This is a genomic window from Micromonospora lupini str. Lupac 08 (assembly GCF_000297395.2).
Lineage (GTDB): Bacteria > Actinomycetota > Actinomycetes > Mycobacteriales > Micromonosporaceae > Micromonospora > Micromonospora lupini.
Genome location: NZ_HF570108.1, coordinates 936,048 through 960,450 on the forward strand (window position 1 = coordinate 936,048; position 24,403 = coordinate 960,450).

At 71.5% G+C, this 24,403-nt stretch carries 26 protein-coding genes; 18 read left to right on the plus strand and 8 right to left on the minus strand.

Going from position 1 to position 24,403, the window contains the following annotated elements; genetic code table 11:
- Positions 1-89: 89 nt before the first annotated feature.
- The 4 genes from MILUP08_RS05625 (at position 90) to MILUP08_RS05640 (ending at position 3,353) form a co-directional block, all read left to right on the plus strand.
- On the plus strand, positions 90-833 hold the full coding sequence (locus MILUP08_RS05625) for a M50 family metallopeptidase (protein ID WP_007455587.1): 744 nt from the start codon (positions 90-92) through the stop codon (positions 831-833).
- Between the two features lie 111 nt (positions 834-944).
- Complete coding sequence (locus MILUP08_RS05630) at positions 945-1,928, plus strand: ketopantoate reductase family protein (RefSeq protein ID WP_007455589.1); 984 nt, start codon at positions 945-947, stop codon at positions 1,926-1,928.
- A gap of 62 nt (positions 1,929-1,990) precedes the next feature.
- Positions 1,991-2,491 carry a SigE family RNA polymerase sigma factor gene (locus tag MILUP08_RS05635; protein ID WP_007455592.1) on the plus strand — a complete coding sequence of 167 codons (501 nt, stop codon included), beginning with the start codon at positions 1,991-1,993 and terminating at the stop codon, positions 2,489-2,491.
- The gene (locus MILUP08_RS05640) at positions 2,484-3,353 is read left to right on the plus strand and encodes a hypothetical protein (RefSeq protein ID WP_007455597.1); all 870 of its coding nucleotides are present in this window, start codon (positions 2,484-2,486) and stop codon (positions 3,351-3,353) included. The genes MILUP08_RS05635 and MILUP08_RS05640 overlap by 8 nt, the downstream gene beginning before the upstream one ends.
- Before the next feature lie 92 nt (positions 3,354-3,445).
- On the opposite strand, the gene MILUP08_RS05645 is transcribed toward MILUP08_RS05640, so the two are convergent.
- Entirely contained in the window at positions 3,446-5,029 is a 1,584-nt protein-coding gene (locus tag MILUP08_RS05645; RefSeq protein WP_007455606.1) for an acyl-CoA carboxylase subunit beta, read from the minus strand.
- 85 nt (positions 5,030-5,114) lie between these two features.
- On the opposite strand from MILUP08_RS05645, the gene MILUP08_RS05650 reads away from it, so the two are divergent.
- Positions 5,115-5,990, plus strand: coding sequence for a biotin--[acetyl-CoA-carboxylase] ligase (locus tag MILUP08_RS05650; RefSeq protein ID WP_007455607.1), 876 nt, complete (start codon positions 5,115-5,117; stop codon positions 5,988-5,990).
- Between the two features lie 112 nt (positions 5,991-6,102).
- Entirely contained in the window at positions 6,103-6,675 is a 573-nt protein-coding gene (locus MILUP08_RS05655; RefSeq protein WP_007455608.1) for a PH domain-containing protein, read from the plus strand.
- A gap of 42 nt (positions 6,676-6,717) precedes the next feature.
- On the opposite strand, the gene MILUP08_RS36300 is transcribed toward MILUP08_RS05655, so the two are convergent.
- From MILUP08_RS36300 to MILUP08_RS37360, 3 genes are all read right to left on the minus strand, one after another.
- Positions 6,718-7,482, minus strand: coding sequence for a MaoC/PaaZ C-terminal domain-containing protein (locus MILUP08_RS36300; protein WP_007455609.1), 765 nt, complete (start codon positions 7,480-7,482; stop codon positions 6,718-6,720).
- The gene (locus tag MILUP08_RS05665) at positions 7,479-8,195 is read right to left on the minus strand and encodes a GtrA family protein (protein WP_007455610.1); all 717 of its coding nucleotides are present in this window, start codon (positions 8,193-8,195) and stop codon (positions 7,479-7,481) included. Before MILUP08_RS05665 ends, MILUP08_RS36300 begins: the two co-directional genes overlap by 4 nt.
- Before the next feature lie 63 nt (positions 8,196-8,258).
- On the minus strand, positions 8,259-8,795 hold the full coding sequence (locus MILUP08_RS37360) for a GtrA family protein (RefSeq protein ID WP_039907343.1): 537 nt from the start codon (positions 8,793-8,795) through the stop codon (positions 8,259-8,261).
- Positions 8,796-9,234: 439 nt separating this feature from the next.
- On the opposite strand from MILUP08_RS37360, the gene MILUP08_RS05675 reads away from it, so the two are divergent.
- The 4 genes from MILUP08_RS05675 (at position 9,235) to MILUP08_RS05690 (ending at position 14,309) form a co-directional block, all read left to right on the plus strand.
- Positions 9,235-11,082 (plus strand): phosphoenolpyruvate carboxykinase (GTP), encoded by a 1,848-nt coding sequence (locus MILUP08_RS05675; RefSeq protein WP_007455613.1) that lies wholly within the window; start codon positions 9,235-9,237, stop codon positions 11,080-11,082.
- A 31-nt stretch (positions 11,083-11,113) separates the two neighbouring features.
- The gene (locus tag MILUP08_RS05680; protein ID WP_007455615.1) at positions 11,114-11,974 is read left to right on the plus strand and encodes a hypothetical protein; all 861 of its coding nucleotides are present in this window, start codon (positions 11,114-11,116) and stop codon (positions 11,972-11,974) included.
- Positions 11,975-12,364: 390 nt separating this feature from the next.
- Complete coding sequence (locus MILUP08_RS05685) at positions 12,365-13,507, plus strand: NAD(P)/FAD-dependent oxidoreductase (protein WP_007455617.1); 1,143 nt, start codon at positions 12,365-12,367, stop codon at positions 13,505-13,507.
- 31 nt (positions 13,508-13,538) lie between these two features.
- Positions 13,539-14,309 (plus strand): isoprenyl transferase, encoded by a 771-nt coding sequence (locus tag MILUP08_RS05690; protein ID WP_007455619.1) that lies wholly within the window; start codon positions 13,539-13,541, stop codon positions 14,307-14,309.
- 28 nt (positions 14,310-14,337) lie between these two features.
- Here MILUP08_RS05690 and otsB read toward each other — a convergent pair whose 3' ends face one another.
- The 3 genes from otsB to MILUP08_RS05705 all read right to left on the minus strand — a co-directional run bounded on the left by otsB (position 14,338) and on the right by MILUP08_RS05705 (position 16,189).
- Entirely contained in the window at positions 14,338-15,162 is an 825-nt protein-coding gene (gene otsB / locus MILUP08_RS05695) for a trehalose-phosphatase (RefSeq protein WP_039905444.1), read from the minus strand.
- A gap of 67 nt (positions 15,163-15,229) precedes the next feature.
- Complete coding sequence (locus tag MILUP08_RS05700) at positions 15,230-15,583, minus strand: hypothetical protein (protein WP_007455622.1); 354 nt, start codon at positions 15,581-15,583, stop codon at positions 15,230-15,232.
- Positions 15,584-15,745: 162 nt separating this feature from the next.
- Positions 15,746-16,189 carry an XRE family transcriptional regulator gene (locus MILUP08_RS05705; protein ID WP_007455624.1) on the minus strand — a complete coding sequence of 148 codons (444 nt, stop codon included), beginning with the start codon at positions 16,187-16,189 and terminating at the stop codon, positions 15,746-15,748.
- 264 nt (positions 16,190-16,453) lie between these two features.
- Between MILUP08_RS05705 and MILUP08_RS05710 the strand changes: the two genes are divergently transcribed.
- From MILUP08_RS05710 to MILUP08_RS33645, 7 genes are all read left to right on the plus strand, one after another.
- Positions 16,454-16,810, plus strand: coding sequence for a hypothetical protein (locus MILUP08_RS05710; protein WP_039907344.1), 357 nt, complete (start codon positions 16,454-16,456; stop codon positions 16,808-16,810).
- A gap of 31 nt (positions 16,811-16,841) precedes the next feature.
- A complete protein-coding gene (locus MILUP08_RS05715; RefSeq protein ID WP_007455629.1) occupies positions 16,842-17,177 on the plus strand; it encodes a hypothetical protein in 336 nt (111 codons plus the stop codon).
- A gap of 475 nt (positions 17,178-17,652) precedes the next feature.
- A complete protein-coding gene (locus MILUP08_RS05720) occupies positions 17,653-19,068 on the plus strand; it encodes a PhoH family protein (RefSeq protein ID WP_039905447.1) in 1,416 nt (471 codons plus the stop codon).
- A 276-nt stretch (positions 19,069-19,344) separates the two neighbouring features.
- Positions 19,345-20,025 carry an aggregation-promoting factor C-terminal-like domain-containing protein gene (locus MILUP08_RS05725; protein ID WP_007455633.1) on the plus strand — a complete coding sequence of 227 codons (681 nt, stop codon included), beginning with the start codon at positions 19,345-19,347 and terminating at the stop codon, positions 20,023-20,025.
- Between the two features lie 113 nt (positions 20,026-20,138).
- Positions 20,139-20,792, plus strand: a complete 654-nt coding sequence (locus MILUP08_RS05730; RefSeq protein ID WP_007455636.1) for a rhomboid family intramembrane serine protease — start codon at positions 20,139-20,141, stop codon at positions 20,790-20,792.
- A gap of 105 nt (positions 20,793-20,897) precedes the next feature.
- A complete protein-coding gene (locus tag MILUP08_RS05735; RefSeq protein WP_007455637.1) occupies positions 20,898-21,866 on the plus strand; it encodes an NAD(P)/FAD-dependent oxidoreductase in 969 nt (322 codons plus the stop codon).
- Positions 21,867-21,931: 65 nt separating this feature from the next.
- Positions 21,932-23,569 (plus strand): hypothetical protein, encoded by a 1,638-nt coding sequence (locus MILUP08_RS33645; protein WP_007455638.1) that lies wholly within the window; start codon positions 21,932-21,934, stop codon positions 23,567-23,569.
- 233 nt (positions 23,570-23,802) lie between these two features.
- Here MILUP08_RS33645 and MILUP08_RS05745 read toward each other — a convergent pair whose 3' ends face one another.
- The gene (locus MILUP08_RS05745) at positions 23,803-24,096 is read right to left on the minus strand and encodes a hypothetical protein (protein WP_007455639.1); all 294 of its coding nucleotides are present in this window, start codon (positions 24,094-24,096) and stop codon (positions 23,803-23,805) included.
- Positions 24,097-24,198: 102 nt separating this feature from the next.
- On the opposite strand from MILUP08_RS05745, the gene MILUP08_RS05750 reads away from it, so the two are divergent.
- Positions 24,199-24,381 (plus strand): GNAT family N-acetyltransferase, encoded by a 183-nt coding sequence (locus MILUP08_RS05750; RefSeq protein WP_039907349.1) that lies wholly within the window; start codon positions 24,199-24,201, stop codon positions 24,379-24,381.
- Positions 24,382-24,403: the final 22 nt, after the last annotated feature.

Sequence of the window (24,403 nt, forward strand, 5' to 3'; positions counted from 1 at the left end):
CTGCATCACCTCAGTCCCCGCTCAGTCTCACGCGTCGCGAGCCGATGCCTCGGGAGCGACACGGAACGCCGCCGGTAGGCTCGCGCCCCATGATGTCGATCGACGGGCTGGGCGATCTGTGGGACACGCTGTTCGGCGCGCAGCCGGACCCGCCCCCGCTGCTGGTGTTGATAACCGCCGCGGTCGCGCTGGTGGTGGTGTCCACCCGGCTGCCGTGGCGGATCGCCCGCAACGCCATCACCATCGCCCACGAGGGCGGGCACGCGCTTGTCGCCCTGCTCACCGGTCGCAAGCTGCGCGGCATCCGGCTGCACTCGGACACCTCCGGCCTGACGCTCTCCGCCGGTCGGCCCACCGGGCCGGGCATGATCCTCACGCTGCTCGCCGGCTACGTCGCCCCGCCGCTTGTCGGGTTGGGCGGCGCCTGGCTGCTCGGCGGCAACCGGATCACGCTGCTGCTCTGGGTCGCGGTGGTGCTGCTGCTCGCCATGCTCGTCATGATCCGCAACGCCTTCGGCGTGGTGTCGCTGCTGGTCACCGGAGCGGTGGTGCTCGCCGTCTCGTGGTACGCCACGCCGCAGGTGCAGGCCGCGTTCGCGTACACCGGGGTGTGGTTCCTGCTGCTGGGCGGGGTGCGACCGGTGGTGGAGCTGCAACGGCTGCGCTCGCGCGGCCGGATGCCGGCCTCCGACGCCGACCAGCTCGCCGGGCTGACCCCGTTCCCGGCGTTCTTCTGGGTGGTCCTCTTCGCCCTGGTCAACCTGGTCGCCCTGGTCGCCGGCGCGCTCCTGCTCACCGGCTCGATCCTCACCGACGCCGGCCTGACGCTCTGACCTCACCGGCAGCGCTCTGACCCCGGCCGGGCCGCGCCGGACCGAGTACGGCCGCGGGGCCTACCGGCCGCCGCCCCGGGCACCGGCCGCGCGGGCGGGCAGAATGAGGCCATGCGATACGTGATCATCGGGGCGGGCGCGGTCGGCGGAACAATCGGCGTACGGCTGGAGCAGGCCGACCGGGACGTGACGGTGGTGGCGCGCGGCGCGCACCTGGACGCGATCCGGGAGCGTGGTCTGACGTTGCGGCAGCCCGACGGTGACGTGACCGCCCGGCTCGCCGCCGTGGACGGTCCGGGCGACCTGCCGCTGCCGGCCGACACGGTGCTGGTGCTCACCGTCAAGTCGCAGGACACCGAGGGCGCGTTGGCGGCGTGGGTGGACGCGCCGGTCGCCGGTGGTGGCACGGCCGGCGAGCGGCTGCCGCTGCTCACCGCGCAGAACGGGGTGGCGAACGAGCGGGCCGCCCTGCGGCTCTTCGCCGACGTGCACGCGGTCTGCGTCTGGCTGCCCGCCACCCACCTGGACCCGGGCGTGGTGGTGGCCAACGGGCACCCGCACCCCGGGATGCTCCACCTCGGCCGCTACCCGGGCGGCGCCGACGACACCGACCGGGCGATCGCGGCCGACCTGACCGCCGCCGGCTTCGTCGCGCCGGTACGGGAGGACGTGCTGCGCTGGAAGTACGGCAAGCTGCTCAGCAACCTCGGCAACGGCCTCCAGGCGCTGCTCGGGCAGGACATCCCGGACGCGCTGGCCGAGCGGGTACGCGCCGAGGGCGTCGCCACGCTCGCCGCCGCGCGCATCCCGCACACCTCCCCGGACGAGGAGAGGGCCGAACGCGGCGACCTGGTCCAGCAGCGTCCGGTCGACGGCGCGGACCGCTCCGGCGGCTCCACGTGGCAGAGCCTCGCCCGGGGCGCCGGCTCGACCGAGGTCGACCACCTCAACGGGGAGATCGCGCTGCTCGGGAGGCTGCACGGCGTACCGACACCGGCAAACGTGGCAGTGCAGCGGGCGGTACGCCGGGCGGTCCGGGAACGGATCGCGGCCGGCGCGTTCCCGCTCGCCGAGCTGGAGAAGATGATCGCCTGACCGGGGCAACCGACGGCCCCGCCCGGCGCGTGTTCCCTGCGACCGACACGGGGAGGTAGCGGGTGCCGGACGTCGACGGGTTCGACGAGTTCTACCGGGGGAGCCGACAACGGCTGCTCGGGTTCGTCTACGCCCTCACCGGCGATCGCGTCGAGGCCCAGGACGCGGTGCAGGAGGCGTACATCCGGGCCTGGCAACGCTGGTCGACGATCAGCGGGTACGACGACCCGGAGGCGTGGGTGCGGGTGGTGGCGAGCCGCATCGCGGTGAGCCGCTGGCGCAGTCTGCGCAGCCGTGCGCGCGCCTACCTGCGGCACGGGGCGACCGAGACCGTTCCGGGGCCGGGCACCGACACGGTCGCGGTGGTCGCCGCGCTGCGTCGACTGCCCGAGGAGCAGCGCACCGCCATCGCCCTGTACTACCTGATGGGGATGCCCGTCGCCGAGGTGGCGCGGGAGACCGCCGCCCCGGTGGGCACGGTCAAGGCCCGGCTCTCCCGTGGGCGGACGGCCCTCGCCGGCCTGCTCGCCGTCTCTGACCTGGAGGAGGCCACGGATGCGTGACGACGACCTGGCATTCGTCGAACGGGTCCATCGGGACCTGCGTGACGTGACATGGCCGGAGCCGGAGGAGATCCGGGCGACTGCCCGCAGGCGCAGGCGTCGCACTGCCTCGTTGGCGGCGGTCGCGGTGCTCGTGGCGGTGACGGGCCCGGCGTACTACATGAAGGACCGGCCGGAATCTCCGCCCACGGCGGCCATGCGGGTGCCTGTCGACGCCGGCCCCGTCCGGGCGGAGATCCCACTCGACTCCCTGCTGGCTGTCACCGAGGTGCCGGTGAAGAACGCCGTGCAGCTCGGCGACGCGGGCCTCGGTGAGGTCGTCCGACTGGATCCGACGTTGCAGAGGTGCGGCGATGACCGTGGAGTGCCGGCGGTGCCCGCGTACTCCCGCTACTCGCGGTCGCAGACCCTGTTGTCACCGACGAGGGACGGCAGGGCACCCGCCCGGGTCGAACTCAGCCAGGACGTGTACCGGCTCGATCCGCTGGTGAGCGCGCGACTCTTCACGCACCTGAGGGCACTGCTCGACGCCTGCCCCGAATGGCATGTCGTCGAGAACGTCGTCGCCGCGGGCGAGACGACGCCGAACGAGAGCAGGCACGCCTGGGAGACGGCGGCGAGCAGCTTCGCCGGTGACGAGTCGGTTCTGGTGCGGCACGTGCCGTTCGCCCCGCGTGGCCCGGCCTCCGGAAGGACGCTCCAGCGCTCCAGCCCGGTCGCGATGACAGTCGTGGTCCGGGTCGGCGACCTGGTAACGGTGCTGGTGCCCGACCCGGGCCTGGGCCTGGGCGACGCGGATCTGGAGGCGCTGGGCCGTACGGCCGCTCGACGACTGTGCCCCGCCGCCAACCCGGCCTGCTGACCCTTCCTGATCCGCGCAACGTCAGGGACGGTGCTGCCCCCCAGCGTCGGGAGGCGGCACTTTCCCGACGTCGCGCGGGTCAAGCGAGGAGATCAGAGCGGGATGTTGCCGTGCTTCTTCGGCGGCAGGGTCTCGCGCTTCGTGCGCAGCACGCGGAGCGCCCGGACGATCTGGGTGCGCGTCTCGTGCGGCGGGATCACCGAGTCCACATACCCGCGTTCGGCCGCCACGTACGGGTTGGCCAGGGTGTCCTCGTACGCGGCGATCTTCTCGGCCCGGACCGCGGCCGGGTCCTCGGCGCCGGCCAGCTCGGAGCGGTAGAGGATGTTCACCGCGCCCTGCGCGCCCATCACGGCGATCTGGGCGGTCGGCCAGGCGAAGTTCAGGTCCGCGCCGAGGTGCTTGGAACCCATCACGTCGTACGCCCCGCCGTACGCCTTGCGGGTGATCACGGTGACCTTCGGGACGGTCGCCTCGGCGTACGCGTAGATGAGCTTCGCGCCCCGGCGGATGATGCCGTCCCACTCCTGGCCGGTGCCGGGCAGGAAGCCGGGCACGTCCACGAAGGTCAGCACCGGGATGTTGAACGCGTCGCAGGTGCGCACGAAACGGGCCGCCTTCTCGGAGGCGGCGATGTCAAGCGTGCCGGCGAAGTGCATGGGCTGGTTGGCGACCACGCCGACCGGTCGACCCTCCACCCGGCCGTAGCCCACCACGATGTTCTGCGCGTAGAGCGGCTGGACCTCCAGGAACTCCCCGTCGTCGAGGACGTGCTCGATGACCGTGTGGATGTCGTACGGCTGGTTCGCCGAGTCCGGGACGAGCGTGTCCAACTCACGGTCCTCGTCGGTGATCGCCAGGTCCGCGGGGGCCTCGAAGACGACAGGCTCGTCGAGGTTGTTCGACGGCAGGTACGACAGCAGGGCCTTGACGTAGTCGACAGCGTCGTCCTCGTCGGTGGCGAGGTAGTGCGCGTTGCCGCTGCGCGTGTTGTGCGTGCGGGCCCCGCCCAGCTCCTCCATGCCGACGTCCTCGCCGGTCACCGTCTTGATCACGTCGGGGCCGGTGATGAACATGTGCGAGGTCTGGTCGACCATCACGGTGAAGTCGGTGACCGCCGGGGAGTAGACCGCGCCGCCGGCGCAGGGGCCCATCACCAGCGAGATCTGCGGGATGACCCCGGACGCCCGCACGTTGCGGAAGAAGATCTCCCCGTACAGGCCGAGCGACACCACGCCCTCCTGGATGCGGGCGCCGCCGGAGTCGTTGATGCCGACCACCGGGCAGCCGATCTTCATGGCGAGGTCCATCACCTTGACGATCTTCTCGCCGAAGACCTCGCCCAGCGAGCCACCGAAGACCGTGAAGTCCTGGGCGAACACGCACACCTGCCGGCCGTCGACAGTGCCGTAGCCGGTCACCACGCCGTCGCCGTACGGGCGGTTGCGCTCCAGCCCGAAGGCCGTGGACCGGTGCCGGGCCAGCTCGTCCAGCTCGACGAAGGAGCCCTCGTCGAGCAGCATCTCGATCCGCTCGCGGGCGGTCTTCTTGCCCCGCGCGTGCTGCTTCTCGACCGCACGCGCCGACCCGGCGTGCACCGCCTCGTCGACCCGGCGCTCCAGGTCCGCCAGCTTGCCCGCGGTGCTGTGGATGTTGGTCCCGGTCTCGGTAGTCACCCTGGGAATATAACGATGGTTCAGGTCGGCGCTGCTGTGCAGTACGCCTCAGTACCTCCCTCGGTCACCGCCGTAGGCTGACGGGATGCCGGGCTCCCCGTACACGAATCTGGACCGACCGCCGCTGTCGGCGGCCCGGCTGCGGCGTGCGCTTGTCGCGCCGAACGGACCGTGGGCCCGCCTGGAGCTGTACGCCGAGACCGGCTCCACAAACGCGGACGTGGCGGAGGCCGCCGCGGCGGGCGAGCCGGAGGGCCTGGTCGTCGTCGCCGAGCGGCAGAGCGCCGGCCGTGGCCGGCGCGGTCGGGTCTGGCAGTCACCGCCGCGGGCGGGAATCACCACGAGCGTGCTGCTGCGGCCCGGCGAGGCCGTGCCGGACCGCGACTGGCCGGCGGCGCCACCCACGGGGTACGGATGGCTGCCCCTGCTCGCCGGCGTCGCGTTGGTCGAGGCGGTGGCCCGGTTGGCCGAGTTGGAGGCCACCCTCAAGTGGCCCAACGACCTGCTCATCGGCGATGCCAAGTGCGCCGGCGTGCTGGCCGAGGCGGTGCCCGGCCGCTCGCCGGCCCAACCGCCTGCGATCGTCCTCGGCATCGGCCTCAACGTGACCCTGCGCGCCGACGAGTTGCCGGTGAACCCGACCGGGCTGCCGGCCACCTCCCTGCAACTGGCCGGCGCGGTGGCCACCGACCGGGATCCGCTGCTGCGGGCTCTGCTGCGGTCCCTGGCCGAGTGGTACGACCGCTGGCGTTCCGCAGGCGGGGACGCGGTGGCCAGCGGCCTGCGCGACGCCTACCTGGCGGCCTGCGCGACTGTCGGCCGGGAGGTGCGCGTCCTGCTTCCCAACGGCGAGTCGCTGACGGGCACCGCCACCGGCGTGGACTCCGACGGCCAACTCCTGGTCACCACCGCCACCGGCGAACGCGCCCTGGCCGCCGGCGACGTCCTGCACCTGCGCTGACCGCCCGGCAAGTGCAAGATCACGGACAGCGGGTGGGGCCGCGTGGTGGATGTCGTGGTGGGCTTGGGGGGTTTACGGTCTGCGCGTCAAGTAAATGGCGTTGGAGGTAGTCGTGGCGTTTCCCGAAGACGTGCTCACGAAGGACGAGCACGTCGTGCTGCACCTGCACCCGCACTGGAAGGCGCTGATCCGGCCGATCGCGGTGCTGGTGCTGGCCATCGCCGCGGTGGTGGTCGGCGTACTCCTGCTGCCCGAGAGCAGCGGTGGTTCGATCGCGCTGGCCGTGATCGGCGTGATCGGCCTGGTCGCGGTCCTCTGGCTCGGTCTGTGGCCGTTCCTGGTCTGGCGTACCACCCACTACCTGTTCACCAACGAGCGCGTGCTGCTCCAGCAGGGCGTCTTCTCCCGGGACCGGCGGGACCTCCCGCTCACCCGGATCAACGACCACTCGATGAACCAGCACTTCTTCGAGCGGCTGCTCGGCTGCGGCACCCTGACGATCGAGTCCGCCGGCGAGCGCGGCCAGTCGGTGCTCGCCGACGTGCCGGGTGTCAGCCGGGTGCAGACCACCCTCTACGAGCTGGTCGAGGCGCAGCACGACAAGCACTCGCTGGGCGACGGGGAGATGCGCGACATCCTCGCCGACATGCGCGAGGGCAAGCCGCTGCGCGACACCACGAGCTGATCGCGATCGGCCCTGACCGTCCCGGCCCGAGCGCCGGGGCGGTCAGGCGCGCTGTTCGACCCCGGGCTGCCCCGCAGCCGCCGATGGCCCGGCCTCGGCCTCGACCGGCCCGGTTTCGGCTGGTCCGGCCTTGGCTGGCCCACTTTCCGATGGTCCGGCCTCGGCCGGTCCGCTCCCCGACGGGCCGGCCTCGGCCGGTCCGCTCCCCGATGGTCCGGCCTCCGACGGGCCGCTCCCCGACGGGCCGGCCTCAGCCGGTACGCCCTCCGCCGGGTCGCTCTCGGTCGGTGTGGCCTCGGGGTTCGTCTCGACCGGGCGTAGCGCGAACCAGCCACGGAAGCGCGTACGCAGCACCTCCTGCTCGGGCCGGTTGTCCGGGCCGAGGCGGAGCATGGTGCCGGTGAGGATGACGGTGCCGAGCCCGGGGCGGGCGGACGACGGGCGGGCGCCCATCACGTCGACCCGGACGGCGAGGCGGTCCCCGGCGCGTACCGGGGCGAGCCACCGCAACTCCTCCAGACCGGGGGAGGCGTCCGCCGCCGCACGGGACAGCAGGTGGTCGACGTACGCCCGCATGAAGAGGCTCACCGTGTAGAAGCCGCTGGCGATCACGCCGCCGTGCCGACTGGCCTCGGCCAGCTGCGGGTCGACGTGGTACCACTGCGGGTCGAAGCGGCGGGCGAAGGCAAGCATCTCGTCGCCGTCCACGGTCACCGTCCCGAGGTCGACGGTGAGCCCCGGGACGAGATCCTCGAAGAACAGCTCGGCGGGCGCTCCGGTGCCGGAGCGGGTGGCGGGAGGCGTCACCGGCGGGGCGAGCGACGGGTGCCGGCGTGCAGCTCCGCGGCGAGTTCCGCGTCCAGGTCGGCGTGCATACCGGCGGTCAGCGGTGTGGGCCGTTGCTGGGTGGGAGCGGCGCCGGTCGGGCCGGGCGTCGGGTCGGGGCGGTCACTGGACTGCGCCTCTTCCAGCTCGGAGACGGATTCGGCCAGCTCGGCGACCGGGTCCATCTCTGCCAGGGTGTCCCACTCGTCACGCGGGATGTCGTGCCAGGTGGGCTCGGCCTTCGTCTCGTCCTCAGCCGGCGAGACGGGCTGGAAGACGAAGGTCCGGTACGACCAGAACCGGAAGAGCGTGCCCAGCAGGACACCTGCGGTCTTGGCCACGTTCAGTGCGAGCAGGCCATGGACGCCGAGGCCGTACTTGGCCGCCGCCACGGCGCCCAGTTCGATGAGCAGGCCGACCCCGTTGAACAGGAAGAACAGGACGTACTCCCGACGAAGCGCGGATTTCGGGCGATCCCGGTACGTCCAGTGACGATTCATCAGATACGACGTGATCGTGGCGACCAGGGTCGCGATCACGTTCGCCTTCAATTGACCGTTGACGAAAACGGTAAGTGCAAGGGCATTGAACACCGCGTAATTGATGACGGTGTTGACGCCGCCGACGATGCCGAACTTGAACGCCTCGTGGATGAACTTCTGCCAGCGCTCAGGCAGCAGACGGACAAGACGCATGCGAAACACCTTAGGGCAGTCGGTGAAGCCGGCGATCACCGGCCGGACGAGGTGGGCGGCAGGTCACGCCCCGTGGTCCCGGTCGTGCTCCACCTGCGGAACGATCGGAGTTCCCGCTTCGACGAAGACGAACCGCCGGTAGGACCAGAATCGGAACAGTGTCCCGAGGCCCGTGCCGACGACGAAGCTGGCGATGTTGTCGGCGAGCTGCGTCTGGAACACGGCCGGCCAGATGCTGCCGAGCCCGTACCGGCTGATCGCGAGGCAGGCCACCGCGATGCCGAGGCCGACGGCGTTGAAGAAGAAGAACAGCGCGTACTCCCGCGCGGGGTTGCTGCGCTGTCGGTGCCGCCAGGTCCAGAACCGGTTGCCGATGAAGGCGAAGGTCGCCGCGATCACTGTCGAGATCGTCTTCGCGGTCACCTGCTCCATGCCCCGCGCGGTCGTCAGGTAGTTGAAGAGCGCGAAGTCGATGAGGAAGGCGATCCCGCCCACGGTGGCGAACTTGCTCAGCTCACGTACGAGGTGACCGAAACGGTCGAGCAGTCCGCGGATCAGACCCGGTCGGGTCTGCCGGGGACCCGGTTGCTCCCCGGTCATCGTGGCGGCCACGGGGCGAGCCTACCGGCTGTCGGCCAGTCGGCGGGGTAGCAACGGCGACCGGACATCGTCGCTCGTGCCGGCCCTTTCGCCCGGTACGCCGCAGGTGAACGCAGCGTAACCACCGGGGAGGACTGACGCGCCTCGGAACGGGAATCCCCGCACCGGTCGGCCGGGCGGTTGGCGGCCCGACCGCAAAGCGCGTCGACCGGGGTGCACAACAAGATTTGCGTGAAACTGCGCAGGAAAGCGGGTATCAGATCGTGATGCCGCAGCGTGGCCGTATCTTGTGCAGTTCTTCACAACCCGTCCCACTGTCTAGGAAGGCTGCCCGGTTTACGCTGAGGCCAATCCCAGGTTTCCACGAAGGCGGCGCGCGGCGTCGCTCAGACTCGTGCATCCCATAGATCGGTCAGCGTCGACCACAAGGAGATGTGTCATGGTTGCTCCGGCTGTAGTGCGGGGTATCGATCAGGCCCCGACGTCCCATCCGAAACTGCTTGCCTGGGTCCGTGAGGTCGCGGAACTGACCACCCCCGACCGGGTCGTGTGGGTGGACGGGTCGGACGAGGAGTGGCGTCGCCTCACCGATGAGCTGGTCGAGGCCGGCACCCTCATCCGGCTGAACCCGGAGAAGAAGCCGAACTCGTTCTACGCGCGCACCGACCCGACGGACGTCGCCCGGGTCGAGGAGCGCACCTACATCTGCTCCGTCGACGAGGCGGACGCCGGCCCCACCAACAACTGGATGGCGCCGGCCGAGATGAAGCGGACGATGACCGAGTTGTACCGCGGGTCGATGCGCGGACGCACCATGTACGTCATCCCGTTCGTGATGGGCCCGGTCGAGGCCGCGAGCCCCATGTTCGGTGTGGAGATCACCGACAGCCCGTACGTGGTCGCCTCGATGCGCATCATGACCCGGATGGGCGCCCGCGTCCTCGAGGCGATGGGCGACGACGCCGACTTCGTGCACGCGCTGCACTCGATCGGCGCCCCGCTCGCCCCGGGCCAGCAGGACGTGGCGTGGCCGTGCAACGAGACCAAGTACATCTCGCACTTCCCGGAGACCCGGGAGATCTGGTCGTACGGGTCCGGGTACGGCGGCAACTCGCTGCTCGGCAAGAAGTGCTACTCGCTGCGGATCGCCAGCGTGATGGGCCGGGACGAGGGCTGGCTCGCCGAGCACATGCTCATCCTGAAGATCACCTCGCCGGAGGGCAAGGTCCACCACATCGCCGGCGCCTTCCCGTCCGCGTGCGGCAAGACCAACCTGGCCATGGTGGAGCCGACCATCCCGGGGTGGAAGGTCGAGACGATCGGCGACGACATCGCCTGGATGCGGTTCGGCCCGGACGGCCGCCTCTACGCGGTCAACCCGGAGTACGGCCTCTTCGGCGTCGCGCCCGGCACCGACTGGAAGACCAACGCCAACGCCATGCGGACGCTGGACCGGGGCAACTCCGTCTTCACAAACGTCGGCCTCACCGACGACGGTGACGTCTGGTGGGAAGGCATGGGTGAGCCGCCGGCGCACCTGATCGACTGGAAGGGCAACGACTGGACGCCGGACAGCGACGGCCTCTCCTCGCACGCGAACAGCCGGTTCTGCACCCCGATCACCCAGTGCCCGATCCTCGCCGACGAGTACTTCGACCCGAACGGCGTGCCGATCGACGCGATCCTCTTCGGTGGTCGCCGCAAGGACACCATCCCGCTGGTGACCGAGGCCCGTGACTGGGTGCACGGCGTCTACATGGGCGCGACGCTCTCCTCGGAGACCACGGCCGCCGCGTCCGGCGCGGTGGGTGTGGTCCGCCGCGACCCGATGGCGATGCTGCCGTTCATCGGCTACCACGCCGGTGACTACTTCCGGCACTGGATCGAGATGGGCAAGGGCACCGACGGCGACGAGGCGAAGCTGCCGAAGATCTACTACGTCAACTGGTTCCGCAAGGACCCCGACGGCTCGTTCCTGTGGCCGGGCTTCGGGGAGAACTCCCGGGTGCTCAAGTGGGTCGTCGAGCGGATCGAGGGCACCGCCGACGCGGTGGAGACCCCGGTGGGCATGGTGCCGACGCCGGACTCTCTTGACGTCGAGGGCCTGGACATGACCCCGGAGGACGTCCGGATCGCGCTCAAGGTCGACCCGGACGAGTGGCGCAACGAGCTGCCGATGATCACCGAGTGGTTCGAGAAGTTCGGTGACAAGCTGCCCGGCGTGCTCTGGGCCGAGCTGGACGCGCTGCGGGCCCGCCTGGACGCCGTACCGCCGCGCCAGGTGTGAACATCGCCCGCCGCGGGCAACAACGGATCCCATGAGGACGGCCGCCGAGACCGAGGTCCGGCGGCCGTCCGCCGTCCGGGTGCTCACCTTCCTGCTCGCGACGACGGCGGCGGCCACCGTCGTGGTCGAGCTGCTCAACTGGTGGTACGCCCCGGAGCAGGGCTTCGGCCTGGCCGTACGCACCGGCTGGGCGATGCTGCGCTCGTTCGGGTTCCTGCTGCTGATCGGGCACGTCCGCCGGGGCCGCACGGTGGCCCGCCCGTTCGGGCTGATCCTCGCGGTCACCACGATTTTCGCCGTCGGCCGGCTGATCGTGCCCCGGCAGGGGGTGCCGCCGCTGCCCGGACTGCTCGGCTTCGCCGTCCTGACCGCGCTCTGTGTGACTGTGGTCTGGCTGCTCTACCGCTCGTCGGCGCTCGCCGGGCATCTCGTCCGGCACCGGCCCCGACTGGTCATCGACAAGGCCGGCATCTCGTGGCGGGAGACCCCGCCGCGCCGACCGCAGGCCAGCGGTTGGCTGCTGACCAGCCGGGTCGCGGCGTTCACCTACAGCCCGTTGATGCTGGTGCCGGCGTTGGTGGCGACAGGCGCCATCCTGGACGATCGCCTGTCCGCCGTACCTGCCGTGCTGTTCTGGTTCGGCGCGGGCATCGCGGCCAGCTACGCGGTGCTGTTCTGCACCGCGTTCCTGATGCGCGGCAAGGACTGGGCGCGTGGCCTGCTGGTCGTGGTCACGCTGGCCGTCCTCGCGGTGGACCTGCCGCTGTGCTGGTGGCTGCTGGGCGTGGACGGCCTGGTCCGCGACGGCGCCCCGCTGGTGGCCGCCGCCGCACTGGCCCTGTACGGCCTGCGCCGCGCGGCCCGCGCCCCGGATGCCGCCGCCCCGGTCTGAGGGGCGCGCAGGGCGTCCGCCCGTGCCCTGAGGCGAGTGGGTCGGGCCCTTCGCGGATGCTGTAGAGCTGCCCCAGTCGTGGGGCGGCTTCCGCCGCGTGGGAAACCACCGTTCGCTCTCTCCAGATCCGGCGTCGACCTCCCCTCGCGAAAGCTGTGCCCGTCCGCGCCGGCGCCCCGGTTGTGGGGCAGCTCGACAGGCGCTCCCCGGTCCTCCGGTCCCCGCGCAGGTCGCGCTTCGGCGCGGCTCGGCCGTGCGGCATCGGTCCGGCTGCGCCGGCAGGGGGCAGGATGACGGGTGGCGTCGGTCACAGCGGTCGACGTCGGCGACGCGGGCGGATCGCCGGACGGGGCAGGAGCGGGCCGTCCGCCGAACGGAGGGAGGCGCGCGGTGAGCGACGAGTTCGACGTGGTGGTGGTGGGAGCGGGGCCGGCCGGAGCTGCGGCCGCGCTGACGGCCCGCCGGGCGGGCGCCAGCGTGTTGCTGCTGGACCGGGCCGACTTCCCCCGGGACAAGGCCTGCGGCGACGGGATCGCCGCGCACTCGGTGGACGTGCTCGCCGAGCTGGGCGTGACCGAGGCGGTGGCCGGGTACGCGCCGCTGCCCGCGCTGCGGATGGTCTCCCCGGGCGGTCAGGCGGTCGCTCGTGCGCTGCCCCGGCCCGCGTACACCGTGCCTCGGGAGGTCTTCGACGCGCGGCTGGTGGCGGCTGCGGTGGCCGCCGGCGCGCAGTTGCGCCGGCACAGCGTCCGCCGGGTCCAGCCGCGCGCCGACCGGGTGGTGCTCGACGGCGAGATGTCCGGTCGGGTGGTGGTGGGAGCGGACGGCGCCGGGTCGGTGGTACGCAGGGCCCTCGGGCACCCGGTGAACCCCGACCGGCACCTGGCGCTGGCCATCCGGGGGTACGCTCCGGCGCTGCCCGGCCCACCCGAGCAGCTCATCGTCACCTCGAAGGCGCGCTGGCCGGCGTACGCCTGGTCGTTCCCGATCGGCGACGGGCGGGCGAACGTCGGGTACGGGGAGGTGCTGCGCGGCGAGCCGCTGAGCCGGGCGTACCTGCTGGACCGGCTGGCCGCGCTGCTGCCCGGCACCGACCTGTCGACGGTGACGGCGCTGCGCGCCCACCACCTGCCGCTGTCCACGCACCGGCCGACGCCGGGCCGGGACCGCACGCTGCTGGCCGGCGACGCCCTCTCGTTGATCAACCCGTTCACCGGGGAGGGCATCTTCTACGCGCTGCTCTCCGGCGCGCTGGCCGGTGCCGCGGCGGCCCGTACGCCGGAGGCTGCGGCACGTCGTTACACCGTGGGTCTGCGTCGTCGCCTGGGCACCCATCTGCGGCACAGCTCGGTGGCCGCGTCGTTGGCGCGACGGCGGCGGGTGGTCGACGCGGCGGTCCGCGCGGCCCGCCGGGACGACCGCGTCTTCGACGATGTGGTCGAGTTGGGGCTCGGCGACGGGCGGCTCACGGCCCGTACGCTGGGCATGATCGGCATCGAACTGTCCGCCGGGGATCGCCCCCGAAAGGGGTGATCCTGCGGGCGGGTCGCTACGCTGCTAGGTGATGACGCTGCGGAACCTTATCTACTCCGTGTACGAGCGCCGGCTCACGGCGAAGCTCGCGGGCAAGCCGGTGCCCCGACACGTCGGGGTGATGTGCGACGGAAACCGCCGGTGGGCGAGGGAGATGGGCTTCGTCGACCCCAACGACGGGCACCGGGTCGGCGCGGCGAAGATCAAGCATGTCCTCGGCTGGTGTGACCAGGCCGGCATCGGGCACGTGACCCTCTACCTGCTGGCCACCGACAATCTGCGCCGCCCGGCCAGCGAGCTGGACCCGCTGCTGCAGATCATCGAGGACCTGGTGGTGGAGCTGTCCGAGGAGGGCAACCCCTGGCGGCTGCGCATCGTCGGCGCGCTGGACCTGCTGCCCGCGCAGACGGCTGCGGCGCTCAAGGCCGCCGAGGAGCGCACCCGGGACCGCAGCGGCGGCGCGGAGGTCAACATCGCGGTCGGCTACGGCGGCCGGCGGGAGATCACCGACGCGGTCCGTTCGCTGCTGCTGGAGCACGCCGCCTCCGGCGGCACCATCGAGGAGCTGGCCGAGGTGCTGGACGTGGAGCACATCGCCGAGCACCTCTACACCCGCGGCCAGCCCGACCCCGACCTGGTCATCCGCACCAGCGGGGAGCAGCGGCTGTCCGGTTTCATGCTCTGGCAGTCCGCGCACTCGGAGTTCTACTTCTGCGAGCTCAACTGGCCGGATTTCCGGCACATCGACTTCCTGCGCGCGCTGCGCTCGTACGCCACCCGCCAGCGCCGGTACGGCGCCTGAGCCCGGTCGGGGGCGGGAGTCGGCCCGGTCAGGGCAGCCGGGTCAGGGCCCGGGTGAGGAAGTCACCAAGTGCGGCCGGGGACTCGATGGTCAGGTCGGCGGCGTTGGCCACCTCCTGACCGGTCTCCGGGTTGGCCACTGCCACGCAGACGCCGAAGAAGTCCGGGTCCGCCTCGGCACGGGCGCGCAGCGCCGCGAACGCCTTGATGTCCGAGACGTCGTCGCCGAAGTACCAGGCGCCGGTGGCGCCCTGGACCACCTCGCCGATCACCATGCCCTTGTCCCGGTCGACCGGCGGTTTGAGTTCCAGCACCATCCGCCCGGCCTGCACCCGCAGCCCCAGCCGGTCGGCCTGCGCCTGCCCCCACTGCTGCACGGTCCCGCCGAGCTGCGGCGCGGTACGCCAGTGCAGCGCGACCGAGAGCCGCTTGAACTCGACGAGCGTGCCGGGTGGCAGCTCCGCACGGGCCAGATCGGCCAGCTCGGCCATGGTCGGCACCCACGGCAGGGCGGTGGGCTCGGTGACGGTCTCGCCACCGGAGTGGCTGTGCTCCAGCCCGTACAGGCCGTAGAGGTCGACGCCGCTCAGCTCGCCGAGGCGGTCCCGGAGGAAGTCGACGGGCCGCGCGGAGACGATCGCGATCCGCTGCACCACCGGGGCCAGCGCCTCGATGGCTGCCAGGGCGTTGGGCGCGGGGCGGACCGCCGTCGGGTCGTCGTCGACGGGCGCGAGCGTGCCGTCGAAGTCGAAGAAGAGCACGGTCCCCGCCGCCCGGCCGGCAGTGACCTGCCATGCCTGATCGGCGTTCAACGGGGTCCTCGGCTGGTGGTTGCCCAGATTCAACGGCGGCACGCGCGTCAGCGTACCCCGGCGTTGGGGGCTCATTCCTGGCCGAGCACCACCGCTCGGCGGCGTGCGGTCAGCGTTCGGCGGCTCCTCGTCCGCGGCGTCCGAACGGCACCACCGCCGCGTCCTGCCCGTGGTTGAGCAGGTAGCCCTCCACGAAGCCGGTGTTGCGGTCCCCGGTGTGGGTCTCGATGTCGTTGAGCCGTGCCACCAGGAACTCGGTGAGCGCGCTGATCCGGTCGTTGAGACGCTCGTGCAGCTCCGCGACGACGGCCAGGATGACCGCCGTGCCGGCGCTGGTGAGCGCGAGAAGGTTGACGAGCAGCGGCAGCTGCCCACCGTTGACCGCGAGGGTCACCACGTTGCCGGTCGCCCACAGTGTCATCGACACCGTGGCGACCACGACTGCCCACCACTTCAGGGTCATGGACAGACCCCTCCTTATGTCCCGCAGGGCTGGGTTCGGCCTTGTCCCGTCCCCCCGCCGATGACGAGCCCAAGCAGTACGAGTACGGACGCTAGCGTGCCCGTTGTGGCCCCGGAGCGAAACGAATGAACCTGACCAGGCGTTCTTTCGCCATCTGAGGAACTACCCTGCCTGATTGCCCCTATTTCGGACATCGACCGGCAACGTTGGGCGGTATGCGAGGTATCTAATGGTTTCGCGGATGTGGAACTTCTCCGCGTCCGACACGTTCGGGTCGACGAGGCGGCGCAGGAGGGCCTCCACGTCCGGGTCCATCGGAGGGGCCGGCTGGCCGGCGCGGGGGCCGCTCGCGGTGCGGTCCCAGCCGAGCGCGGCGAAGGCGGCGGCGGGGTTCAGGCCCAGGCCCTCGCAGAAGGCGACGACACGTTCGGCCTCGGGGTCGCTGGCCCAGTCCCCGCGGACCCACCGATTGATGGTCTGCCGGGAGACGCCGGTACGTCGGGACACCTCGGTGCCGCTCCAGGCCCGCGTCGCCCGCGCCTCTTCGAGGGCGCGCCGGACGAAGGTGGCGAAGGCGATCTTTCGCGCATTGGCCGTCTCGGTCACCCCGTGACGGTACGGCCAGCCGGGCGCGGGCGTACGCCCAGGCACGCTGCTGTCACGCGGACGTGACGGCACTCTCGGATTCGCGGTAAACGATCCAGCACCGCTCTGGAGGGGTGTCACCCGGGCAGAATAGATGCCCGTAGTGGCGAATGTAAGCGGACGAAAAGCTGATACTGTCACGCTCATGGGACAATCTACGGTGTGTCACGTGCATGAGACGATTGGTGCTCACATGCGTCACGCCCCCGGTGCCGAGGGGGTGTGGTGACCGAGCTCGCCACCCGAGCCCAGGCCTTCGGGCTGATCGCCGAGGGAGTGGCCGCGGGGCTGAGCGCCCCATGGCGCCTCTACCTCGCCCGAGGCTGCCGATACCTGTCGCTGAGCGTCGGCGACCGCACCGAATGGAACGCCTGGCGTACCCATCTCGGCTGCCCCGAGTTGAGCGTCCGGGTCTACGACGCCGGCGGGGAGATCCGCCGGTCCTCCGTGGCCGAGGTCGTGCTGGACGGCTGCCGGATCAGCGTCGAGCTGGTCGAGGAGGTCAGCACCGACGACCTGGACCGGCTGCTGGTCGCGGATCCCACCGCCGACCCCACAACTGTCGAGCCGGAGGAACGATGATCCGGCGTCCGGGCCGGGCCGGGGCCGCCCGATGAGCCCGTTCCTCGTGGTCTTCCTCGTCCTGGTGCTCGGTGCCACCAGCTACGCGGCCGGTCGCCTGCACGGGCAGCTCAGCTACCGCATCGGCTACCGCTTCGGCTACCGGCAGGGCTACTTCGACGGCGACCGGGGCGCCTGGAACCGGCGCCGACGCGACGCCCAGGCGGCGATCGCCTCCGCCCTGTCGGTCTCCTCGGCGGGAGCCGTCCGCTCCGCCGGCACGGTGGCCCGCCCCGGCACCACGTACACCGGCTCGTCGTTCACCGCGCCGGCCGCCCCGATCACCGGGCGGCACCCGACCGGCACGCTCGTTCGACGGACCGGCTGAGCCGGCCGGCGGGCCGCCGCGAGCGGTCCCGCCGACCGGCGCGGAGAAGACGCGGTGCGTCGTCCGCGGCGGACACGCACCGTCGGGGCCACGTCAGACCGGTGACGGTGGCCCCGGCCGGCCGGGATGCGCGCAGGGGGCATGCATCCCGGCCGGCTCGCCGCCCTTTCGCCGCCGCGGGTCCCGGTCGCCGGTGTCGTCGGCCCGTCCGGGCGCCGGATCGACCGTGGCGACGACCTGCCGGGTCATCCGACCGGGCGGTGTTCACGTGGTCGTTCCCGGTGATCCACGATCGCCCCTAGCCGGGACGGTCCGCCGCCGCTAGCGTCTAGGCATGGCACGGGGTTCTCCCGAGCCAGCCGGTCCGCCCGGATCTGCGACCTCGCACACGGGGTTCCGCATCCGACCCCGTGTCCCCGGGCACCGGACGAGGCGGAACACGGGTGGCCGGGTGCCCATCCGTCGGAGCAGGCCTGTGACGACTCGCCGTACCACCGCCGGTGCCGACCAGATCCCGGCCGCGACTGCCACGACCCGCCGTGCCCCCCGGAGCCGCCGTACGGCGGCAACCGCGCCGGCCGACCCCAAGGAGCCGCGACCAGCGGGCCAGGCGTTCGTTCTGGACACGTCAGTGCTGTTGTCCGACCCGGCGGCGTTCCACCGCTTCGCCGAGCACGAGGTGGTGCTCCCGCTGGTGGTGATCACCGAGTTGGAGGGCAAGCGGCACCATCCGGAGCTGGGCTGGTTCGCCCGGCAGTCGCTGCGGATGCTCGACGAGCTGCGGATCCAGCACGGCCGGCTGGACACGCCGGTGCCCGCCAACGACGTGGGCGGCACGCTGCGGGTCGAGCTGAACCACACCGACGACGGGGTGCTGCCTCCGGGGTTCCGCACCGAGAGCAACGATGCCCGGATCCTCTCCGTGGCGCTCAACCTCGCCGCCGAGGGGCGGGAGGTCACACTCGTCAGCAAGGACATGCCGCTGCGGGTCAAGGCCGCCTCGGTGGGCCTGCGCGCCGACGAGTACCGGCACGGTCAGGCCGGTGACCCCACCTGGACGGGCATGTCCGAGCTGGATCTGAGCGAGGAGCAGATCTCCGCGCTGTACGCCGGCGACACGCTCGACCTCGACGAGGCGGCGGGTCTGTCCTGCCACACCGGCCTGGTGCTGCACTCGGGGCGCGGCTCCGCGCTGGGCCGGGTACTGCCGGACAAGTCGGTGCGGCTGGTCCGCGGCGACCGGGAGGCGTTCGGCCTGCACGGCCGCTCGGCCGAGCAGCGCGTCGCCCTCGACCTGCTGCTCGACGAGACGATCGGGATCGTCTCGCTGGGTGGGCGGGCCGGCACCGGCAAGTCGGCGTTGGCGCTCTGCGCCGGGCTGGAGGCGGTGATGGAGCGTCGCCGGCACAAGAAGGTGATCGTCTTCCGCCCGCTGTACGCCGTCGGAGGTCAGGAGCTGGGCTACCTGCCCGGGTCGGAGTCGGAGAAGATGTCGCCGTGGGCGCAGGCGGTCTTCGACACGCTCGGCGCGGTGGTGCACGAGAACGTGCTGGAGGAGGTCACCTCACGCGGCATCCTCGAGGTGCTGCCGTTGACCCACATCCGGGGTCGGAGCCTGCACGACGCCTTCGTGATCGTGGACGAGGCCCAGTCGCTGGAGCGCGGGGTGCTGCTGACCGTGCTGTCCCGGATCGGGCAGGGCTCCCGGGTGGTGCTCACCCACGACGTCGCCCAGCGGGACAATCTGCGGGTCGGCCGACACGACGGCGTGACGGCGGTGATCGAGGCGTTGAAGGGTCATCCTCTCTTCGCCCACGTCACGCTCAGCCGGTCGGAGCGGTCGCCGATCGCCGCGATGGTGACCGACCTTCTGGAGGACATCCCGCTGTGATAGGGCTTTTATAGGCTTTCGTCCGCATTCTGGCTGTGGCGCAGATCACAAACCTGCCGGTTGGTTTCCCATCAGTCTCACTGTGCGCGATGGTGTCCCACGAGCGCCCACGCACCACAGGCATCGTTGGTGATCGTTCGTCCAGGCTCTGGGCGGCATCGGTGACGGTCGGTGCGTCGGCGCGACCGGCTCACCGGTCGGGGCGCTCACGGCACGGCTGTGGGCCCACGTGGTCTGCGCCGCGCCGTGTCCTTGCCCCCGACGAAGGGACACTTCGTGAGTCGGCTGTGGAGCCGGTTGGGCGCCCGTACGGCCGCTGTCGCGCTGCTCTCCGTGGGCGTCGCCGGTGGCTTCTACCTGGGCGAAGATCGGGAAACCCAGCAACAGGGCCTGACCGCGCAGGTCGGCGCCGAGGTCGACCGGGTCGACTTCGCCTACCAGCGCGAGCGCCAGGCCAGCCACCAGGTCGCGTTCGCGCGGCAGCGGGCCGCGGAATACCAGGCGAAGCTGCGGGCGGCGCAGGCCGCCAAGGAGGCCGCCGAGCGGGCTCGCAGGGCCGAGGCCGCCGCGGCGTCCCGCAAGCGCGAGCGCGAGGCCGCCGCCAAGGACGTCGCCAAGCCGTACGAGGGGCCGATCCCGGCGTCCTGCGCGGAGTACAGCGGCAATCGCAAGATCGGCTGTGCGCTGATGCTCGAGGCGGGCTTCGGCATCGCCGAGTTCCCCTGCCTGGACAAGCTCTGGAACAAGGAGAGCGGCTGGAACCACAAGGCCAGCAACTCCTCCTCCGGCGCGTACGGCATCCCGCAGTCGTTGCCCGGCAGCAAGATGGGCTCGGTCGCGGACGACTGGCGGACGAACCCGGCCACCCAGATCAAGTGGGGGCTGGGCTACATCAAGGGCCGGTACGACACGCCCTGTGGCGCCTGGAGAAACTTCCAGAACAACGGCAACTACTGACGTCGTCGACCGGCGGGGCGGGTGGTCATCCACCCGCCCCGCCGTCGCGTACGCCGGGCAAGCGGGCGGGACGTGAGTGGCGGTCGGCCCCTTTTGCTGATAGCAGTTGGGGGGTGACCCTGCACCCGTCCAACGGCGACCCCTACCGGTTCGGCACCGAGGCGTTCTACGCCGCGCTCGGCCGGGCCTTCGTCGCCATGTGCGCGGTGGTCCCGTTCCTCTTCCTCATCGAGGCCGTCGACCAGGGGCTCGCGTTCGGCCTGGACGCGACCGCCGGCATCATCCCGCACCGCATCGACGGCCTGGACGGCGTCTTCTTCTCGCCGTTCCTGCACCACGGCTTCGACCACCTCTACAGCAACAGCATCCCGCTGATCCTGCTGGGCACCTTCGTGCTGGCCGCCGGTGCCCGCCGGTTCCTCTGGTCGACCCTGATCATCATCCTGGTCAGCGGGCTCGGGGTCTGGTTCACCGGCTCGCCCAACTCGGTGGTCGTCGGCGCCAGCGGGGTGATCTTCGGTTACCTGGGCATCCTGCTCACCCGGGGCATCGTCGAGCGCAGTTGGTGGAACTTCGCCGTCTTCCTGCTCGTCGGTCTGCTCTACGGCTGGCAACTGGTCGGCATCCTCCCCACCGACGAGCGGATCTCCTGGCAGGGCCACCTGTTCGGGCTGCTCGGTGGGGTGGTGGCGGCGATCCTGTTCCGCCGTCGCCGGCCGACCGTGGACGGCTCGGACTACTCGGGTTCCCCCCTCAGCCTGCCCTGACCCGCTTCTCGGCGCGCCCCTGGGACATGCTTGCCCGACCGCTGCACCGCGCCTACGGTCGAGATCAGCAAGCGTTGATCCGTGAGCGGAAAGCGACGGTACGCCATGCGCGAGGTCGATGTCGCCGTGATCGGGGCTGGTCCAGCCGGCCTCTTCGCGGCGTACTACGCCGGTTTCCGAGGGCTGTCCGTCGCGGTGATCGACGCGCTTCCGGAGCCGGGCGGCCAGGTCACCGCCATGTACCCGGAGAAGCTGATCCTCGACGTGGCCGGCTTCCCCGCCGTGAAGGGCCGCGACCTGGTCGCCAACCTGGTCGCCCAGGCCGCGCCGTTCGGCCCGCAGTACCTGCTCGGCACGAGGGCCGAGAAGCTGTCGTACGCCGATGACCGGCCGGTGCTCGGCCTTGCCGGCGGCGAGCAGCTCGGCTGCGGCGCGGTAGTGGTCACCGGCGGGCTCGGCAGCTTCAGCCCACGCCCGCTGCCCTGCGCCGACGGCGCTCCCGGCGCCGGCATCGTCTACTTCGTCACCGATCCGGCCGAGCTGACCGACCGGGACGTGCTCATCGTCGGCGGCGGCGACTCCGCCTTCGACTGGGCGCTGGCCCTGCAACCGCTGGCCCGCTCGGTGACCCTGGTGCACCGGCGGGAGAAGTTCCGGGCGCACGCCTCGACCGTCGCCCGGGTGCTGTCGCTGCCGGTGCGGGTGGTCGTCAACGCCGAGGTCACCCGCCTGCTCGGGGACGCCACGGTGACCGCCGCCGAGGTGACCGTGCGCGGCGGCGAGGCGGAGACCCTGCCGGTGGACACGGTGGTCGCCGCCCTCGGCTTCACCGCCGACCTGGGCCCGCTCGCCGAGTGGGGTCTCCGACTGGACCGCCGGCACATCCTGGTGGACAGCGCCATGGCGACGAACCTGCCCCGGGTCTTCGCGGCCGGTGACATCACCGAGTACCCGGGCAAGGTGCGGCTCATCGCCACCGGCTTCGGCGAGGCCGCGACGGCCGTGAACAACGCGGCGGTGGCCATCGACCCGGACGCCCACCTGTTCCCCGGGCACTCCTCCGACGCGGGCTGACTGTCGGTATCGGACACTGACCGGTCCGTGTCCGGATCGAGACGGGTCGACCGGACCCTGGGGGTATGACGGGGCCCGAGAAAACACGCGATGGCGCACCGACGACGCTGGCGTGGCTCTGCCACCCGGCCACGCTGCTGGCCCTGGTGGTGTTGGTGGTCAACGACCATGTGTTGAAGGCGGCCTTCCCCGGCCTGGTGACGGGCAAGCTGAGTGACGTCGCGGGCCTGGTGCTGACTCCGCCGTTGGTGGCGGTGCTGTTGACGTTGCTGGTGCCGCGGTTGCCGGCCCGGGCCGCCGCGCTGGTCGGTCTGGTCGCGGTGGGTGCCGGGTTCACGGTGGTGAAATCCAGTGGGTACGCCGCCGAGCTGGCCTCCTCGGCCTGGACCGTGCTGGGGGGGCCGTCGCTGGTCCGGGCCGACTGGACCGACCTGTTCACCCTGCCGGCGCTCGGCCTGGCGTGGTGGAGCTGGAGCCGGGCCCGGCAACGGCCAGTTCGGCACCGGGCGGCCCGGCTGGTCCGACTGCTGGTGGTGCTCCCGCCGGCGGTGTTGGCGGTGGCCGCCACCAGCGCGGTCCAGTACCCCTACGCGCTCGGCACGGCGCTGCTGGACGGCCGCCCGGCGATCTCGGTCGGCTCCGGCACTGATCTGACCCCGTGGCCGGCGAGCGTCGCGGAGGGGATGTGGTCGGTCAGTGACGACGGTGCCACCACCTGGCGGTCGGCCAGTGAGGACGAGCAGCCACGACTACCAGGCGAGGGGGTTGGGCAGCGGCAGGCCTGCGTGCCGACCGAGCCTCGACGGTGCTACCGGGTGGTCACGGGCCACCTGCGGGTGGAGCAGAGCGACGACAGCGGCGCGAGTTGGCGGGTTGCCTGGGAGGTGTCGGATGCGCGCCGCGAGGCGTTGGCCCGCGGTTCTGCGAACCCGGGCGACATTCGCCAACACTTCGCCTCTCGCGATCTGGTCGTCTTCCCCGTCGCCAACGGTGGCCACGAGGTGCTGGTCGCCAACGGCCGCGACGGCTTCGTCCACCGGCGAGCGGACGGTGGGTGGCGTCGGGACGGCTTCCTGGGTGCCAAGCACCTTGGCCCAATCGACGATCCGCCCGCGCTCGACGGTGGCGGGCCCCTCCAACGACAGACGGATCTGCTGCTCGCGGTCGCGCTCGCGTTGACTCTCGGGTGTGCCGTCACGGTGGTCGCTGGTCATCTGGCGATTCGCCGCTCCGGTGGCGGACGATGGTGGGGGATCGTCGGGGCTGGGGCGCTGCTGCTCGCCGGGTCCGTGCTCGGAGCCGTCTGGTCCCGCGACGACGACTTCGATACTGTCCGGGACCTGCTGTTCGTCGTCCTGCCGTTGGACGCGCTGACGGTGCTGGTGCTGCTCATCGTTGCCGGAATCCGGGGAGCGCCCTCTGCGTGGGTCGAGCGGGCTCTGGGCAACCTGTTGCTCACTGCGCTCCTGGCCGGGCTGCCGCTGCTGGGCTGGTTGGCTGGCACCCCGGCGCAGACCCGGGTCGCGGTGCCATTGGCGCTGTTGGCCATGGTGTTGGGTCTGCTGGTGGCCGTCCGCAGCGCCGATCTTGTCGATCCGACCATGCCGCGTGGCCGGCGGAACGGGCCGCCCTACCTAACCGACCCTCCCTACCTTCCCGACCCGCAATTGCCCACGCCGCCGCGAGTGCCGCCCCGCGTCTGATGGTCCAAGAAGCGCCGGCCATGCCGGCAGGGGAGCTGGCGCGGCAGATCTTGGACACTTTCCGTCAGCCGCTGACGGAAAGTGTCCAAGATTGCCAGCGCTGGCGGGTGAAGCGGCCCGAGGTCGTGCCGCACGGGAGCCTCTGGTACCTGTCCGTCAGTCGGCGGTCAACTCGCCGCGACTCGTCCCCGACCTACGGGCGTTCGGCGGTCAGGCCCCTTCGAATAGATCATCTAGGTGAACGGTGTGCGCCTGGTCCACCCGACGAACCGAGTGAACAGCGCCTCTGGTCCGGGCATGTCGTCGGGGTTGAGCCGCACCAGGTCCCCGGTCGCGTCGAACAGATATCCCGCCATCTCGACGGCCAGCCCGACCAGGTCGTCGTCGTACGCCGCTCGCAGGGTCAGGCGGGCGGACGGGCACGGCCAGGTGCCGCAGCCGCGCCGGCAGACCCAGATCGGGCGGACAGGCGCGTGTCCTACGGCGATCGGAGGGCGACGAGCAGGGGTTGCGTGGGGCGACGACATGCCCCCATCGTCGTGCAGCAGGTTACCTGCGTCAACAACGAACACCAACAACGTCCAGCGTTGGTACTCAGCTATCACACGTTGTTGCCTACCGTCAAGGACATGGACCTGGTCGGCGTTGCGGAGATCCGAGAGATGCTCGGCGGGATCAGCCGGCAGCGGGTCAGCATCATCGCGAACAGCAAGGGGTTCCCCGACCCGGTTGCTGTGCTCGCGATGGGCAAGGTGTGGCGTCGGCGGGATGTCGCCCGTTGGATCGCTGAACATCGCCCCAGCCAGGACTGAGCCCACACGACAGCAGGAGTCC

What these genes read in the sequence shown, in the direction of transcription:
- MILUP08_RS05625 (WP_007455587.1), top strand. Translation starts at nt 90, where the DNA reads ATGATGTCGATCGACGGGCTGGGCGATCTGTGGGACACGCTGTTCGGC.
- MILUP08_RS05630 (WP_007455589.1), top strand. Translation starts at nt 945, where the DNA reads ATGCGATACGTGATCATCGGGGCGGGCGCGGTCGGCGGAACAATCGGC.
- MILUP08_RS05640 (WP_007455597.1), top strand. Translation starts at nt 2,484, where the DNA reads ATGCGTGACGACGACCTGGCATTCGTCGAACGGGTCCATCGGGACCTG.
- MILUP08_RS05650 (WP_007455607.1), top strand. Translation starts at nt 5,115, where the DNA reads ATGCCGGGCTCCCCGTACACGAATCTGGACCGACCGCCGCTGTCGGCG.
- MILUP08_RS05665 (WP_007455610.1), bottom strand. Translation starts at nt 8,195, where the DNA reads ATGCGTCTTGTCCGTCTGCTGCCTGAGCGCTGGCAGAAGTTCATCCAC.
- MILUP08_RS37360 (WP_039907343.1), bottom strand. Translation starts at nt 8,795, where the DNA reads ATGACCGGGGAGCAACCGGGTCCCCGGCAGACCCGACCGGGTCTGATC.
- MILUP08_RS05675 (WP_007455613.1), top strand. Translation starts at nt 9,235, where the DNA reads ATGGTTGCTCCGGCTGTAGTGCGGGGTATCGATCAGGCCCCGACGTCC.
- MILUP08_RS05680 (WP_007455615.1), top strand. Translation starts at nt 11,114, where the DNA reads ATGAGGACGGCCGCCGAGACCGAGGTCCGGCGGCCGTCCGCCGTCCGG.
- MILUP08_RS05690 (WP_007455619.1), top strand. Translation starts at nt 13,539, where the DNA reads ATGACGCTGCGGAACCTTATCTACTCCGTGTACGAGCGCCGGCTCACG.
- MILUP08_RS05700 (WP_007455622.1), bottom strand. Translation starts at nt 15,583, where the DNA reads ATGACCCTGAAGTGGTGGGCAGTCGTGGTCGCCACGGTGTCGATGACA.
- MILUP08_RS05715 (WP_007455629.1), top strand. Translation starts at nt 16,842, where the DNA reads ATGAGCCCGTTCCTCGTGGTCTTCCTCGTCCTGGTGCTCGGTGCCACC.
- MILUP08_RS05735 (WP_007455637.1), top strand. Translation starts at nt 20,898, where the DNA reads ATGCGCGAGGTCGATGTCGCCGTGATCGGGGCTGGTCCAGCCGGCCTC.
- MILUP08_RS33645 (WP_007455638.1), top strand. Translation starts at nt 21,932, where the DNA reads ATGACGGGGCCCGAGAAAACACGCGATGGCGCACCGACGACGCTGGCG.
- MILUP08_RS05745 (WP_007455639.1), bottom strand. Translation starts at nt 24,096, where the DNA reads ATGTCGTCGCCCCACGCAACCCCTGCTCGTCGCCCTCCGATCGCCGTA.
- MILUP08_RS05750 (WP_039907349.1), top strand. Translation starts at nt 24,199, where the DNA reads ATGGACCTGGTCGGCGTTGCGGAGATCCGAGAGATGCTCGGCGGGATC.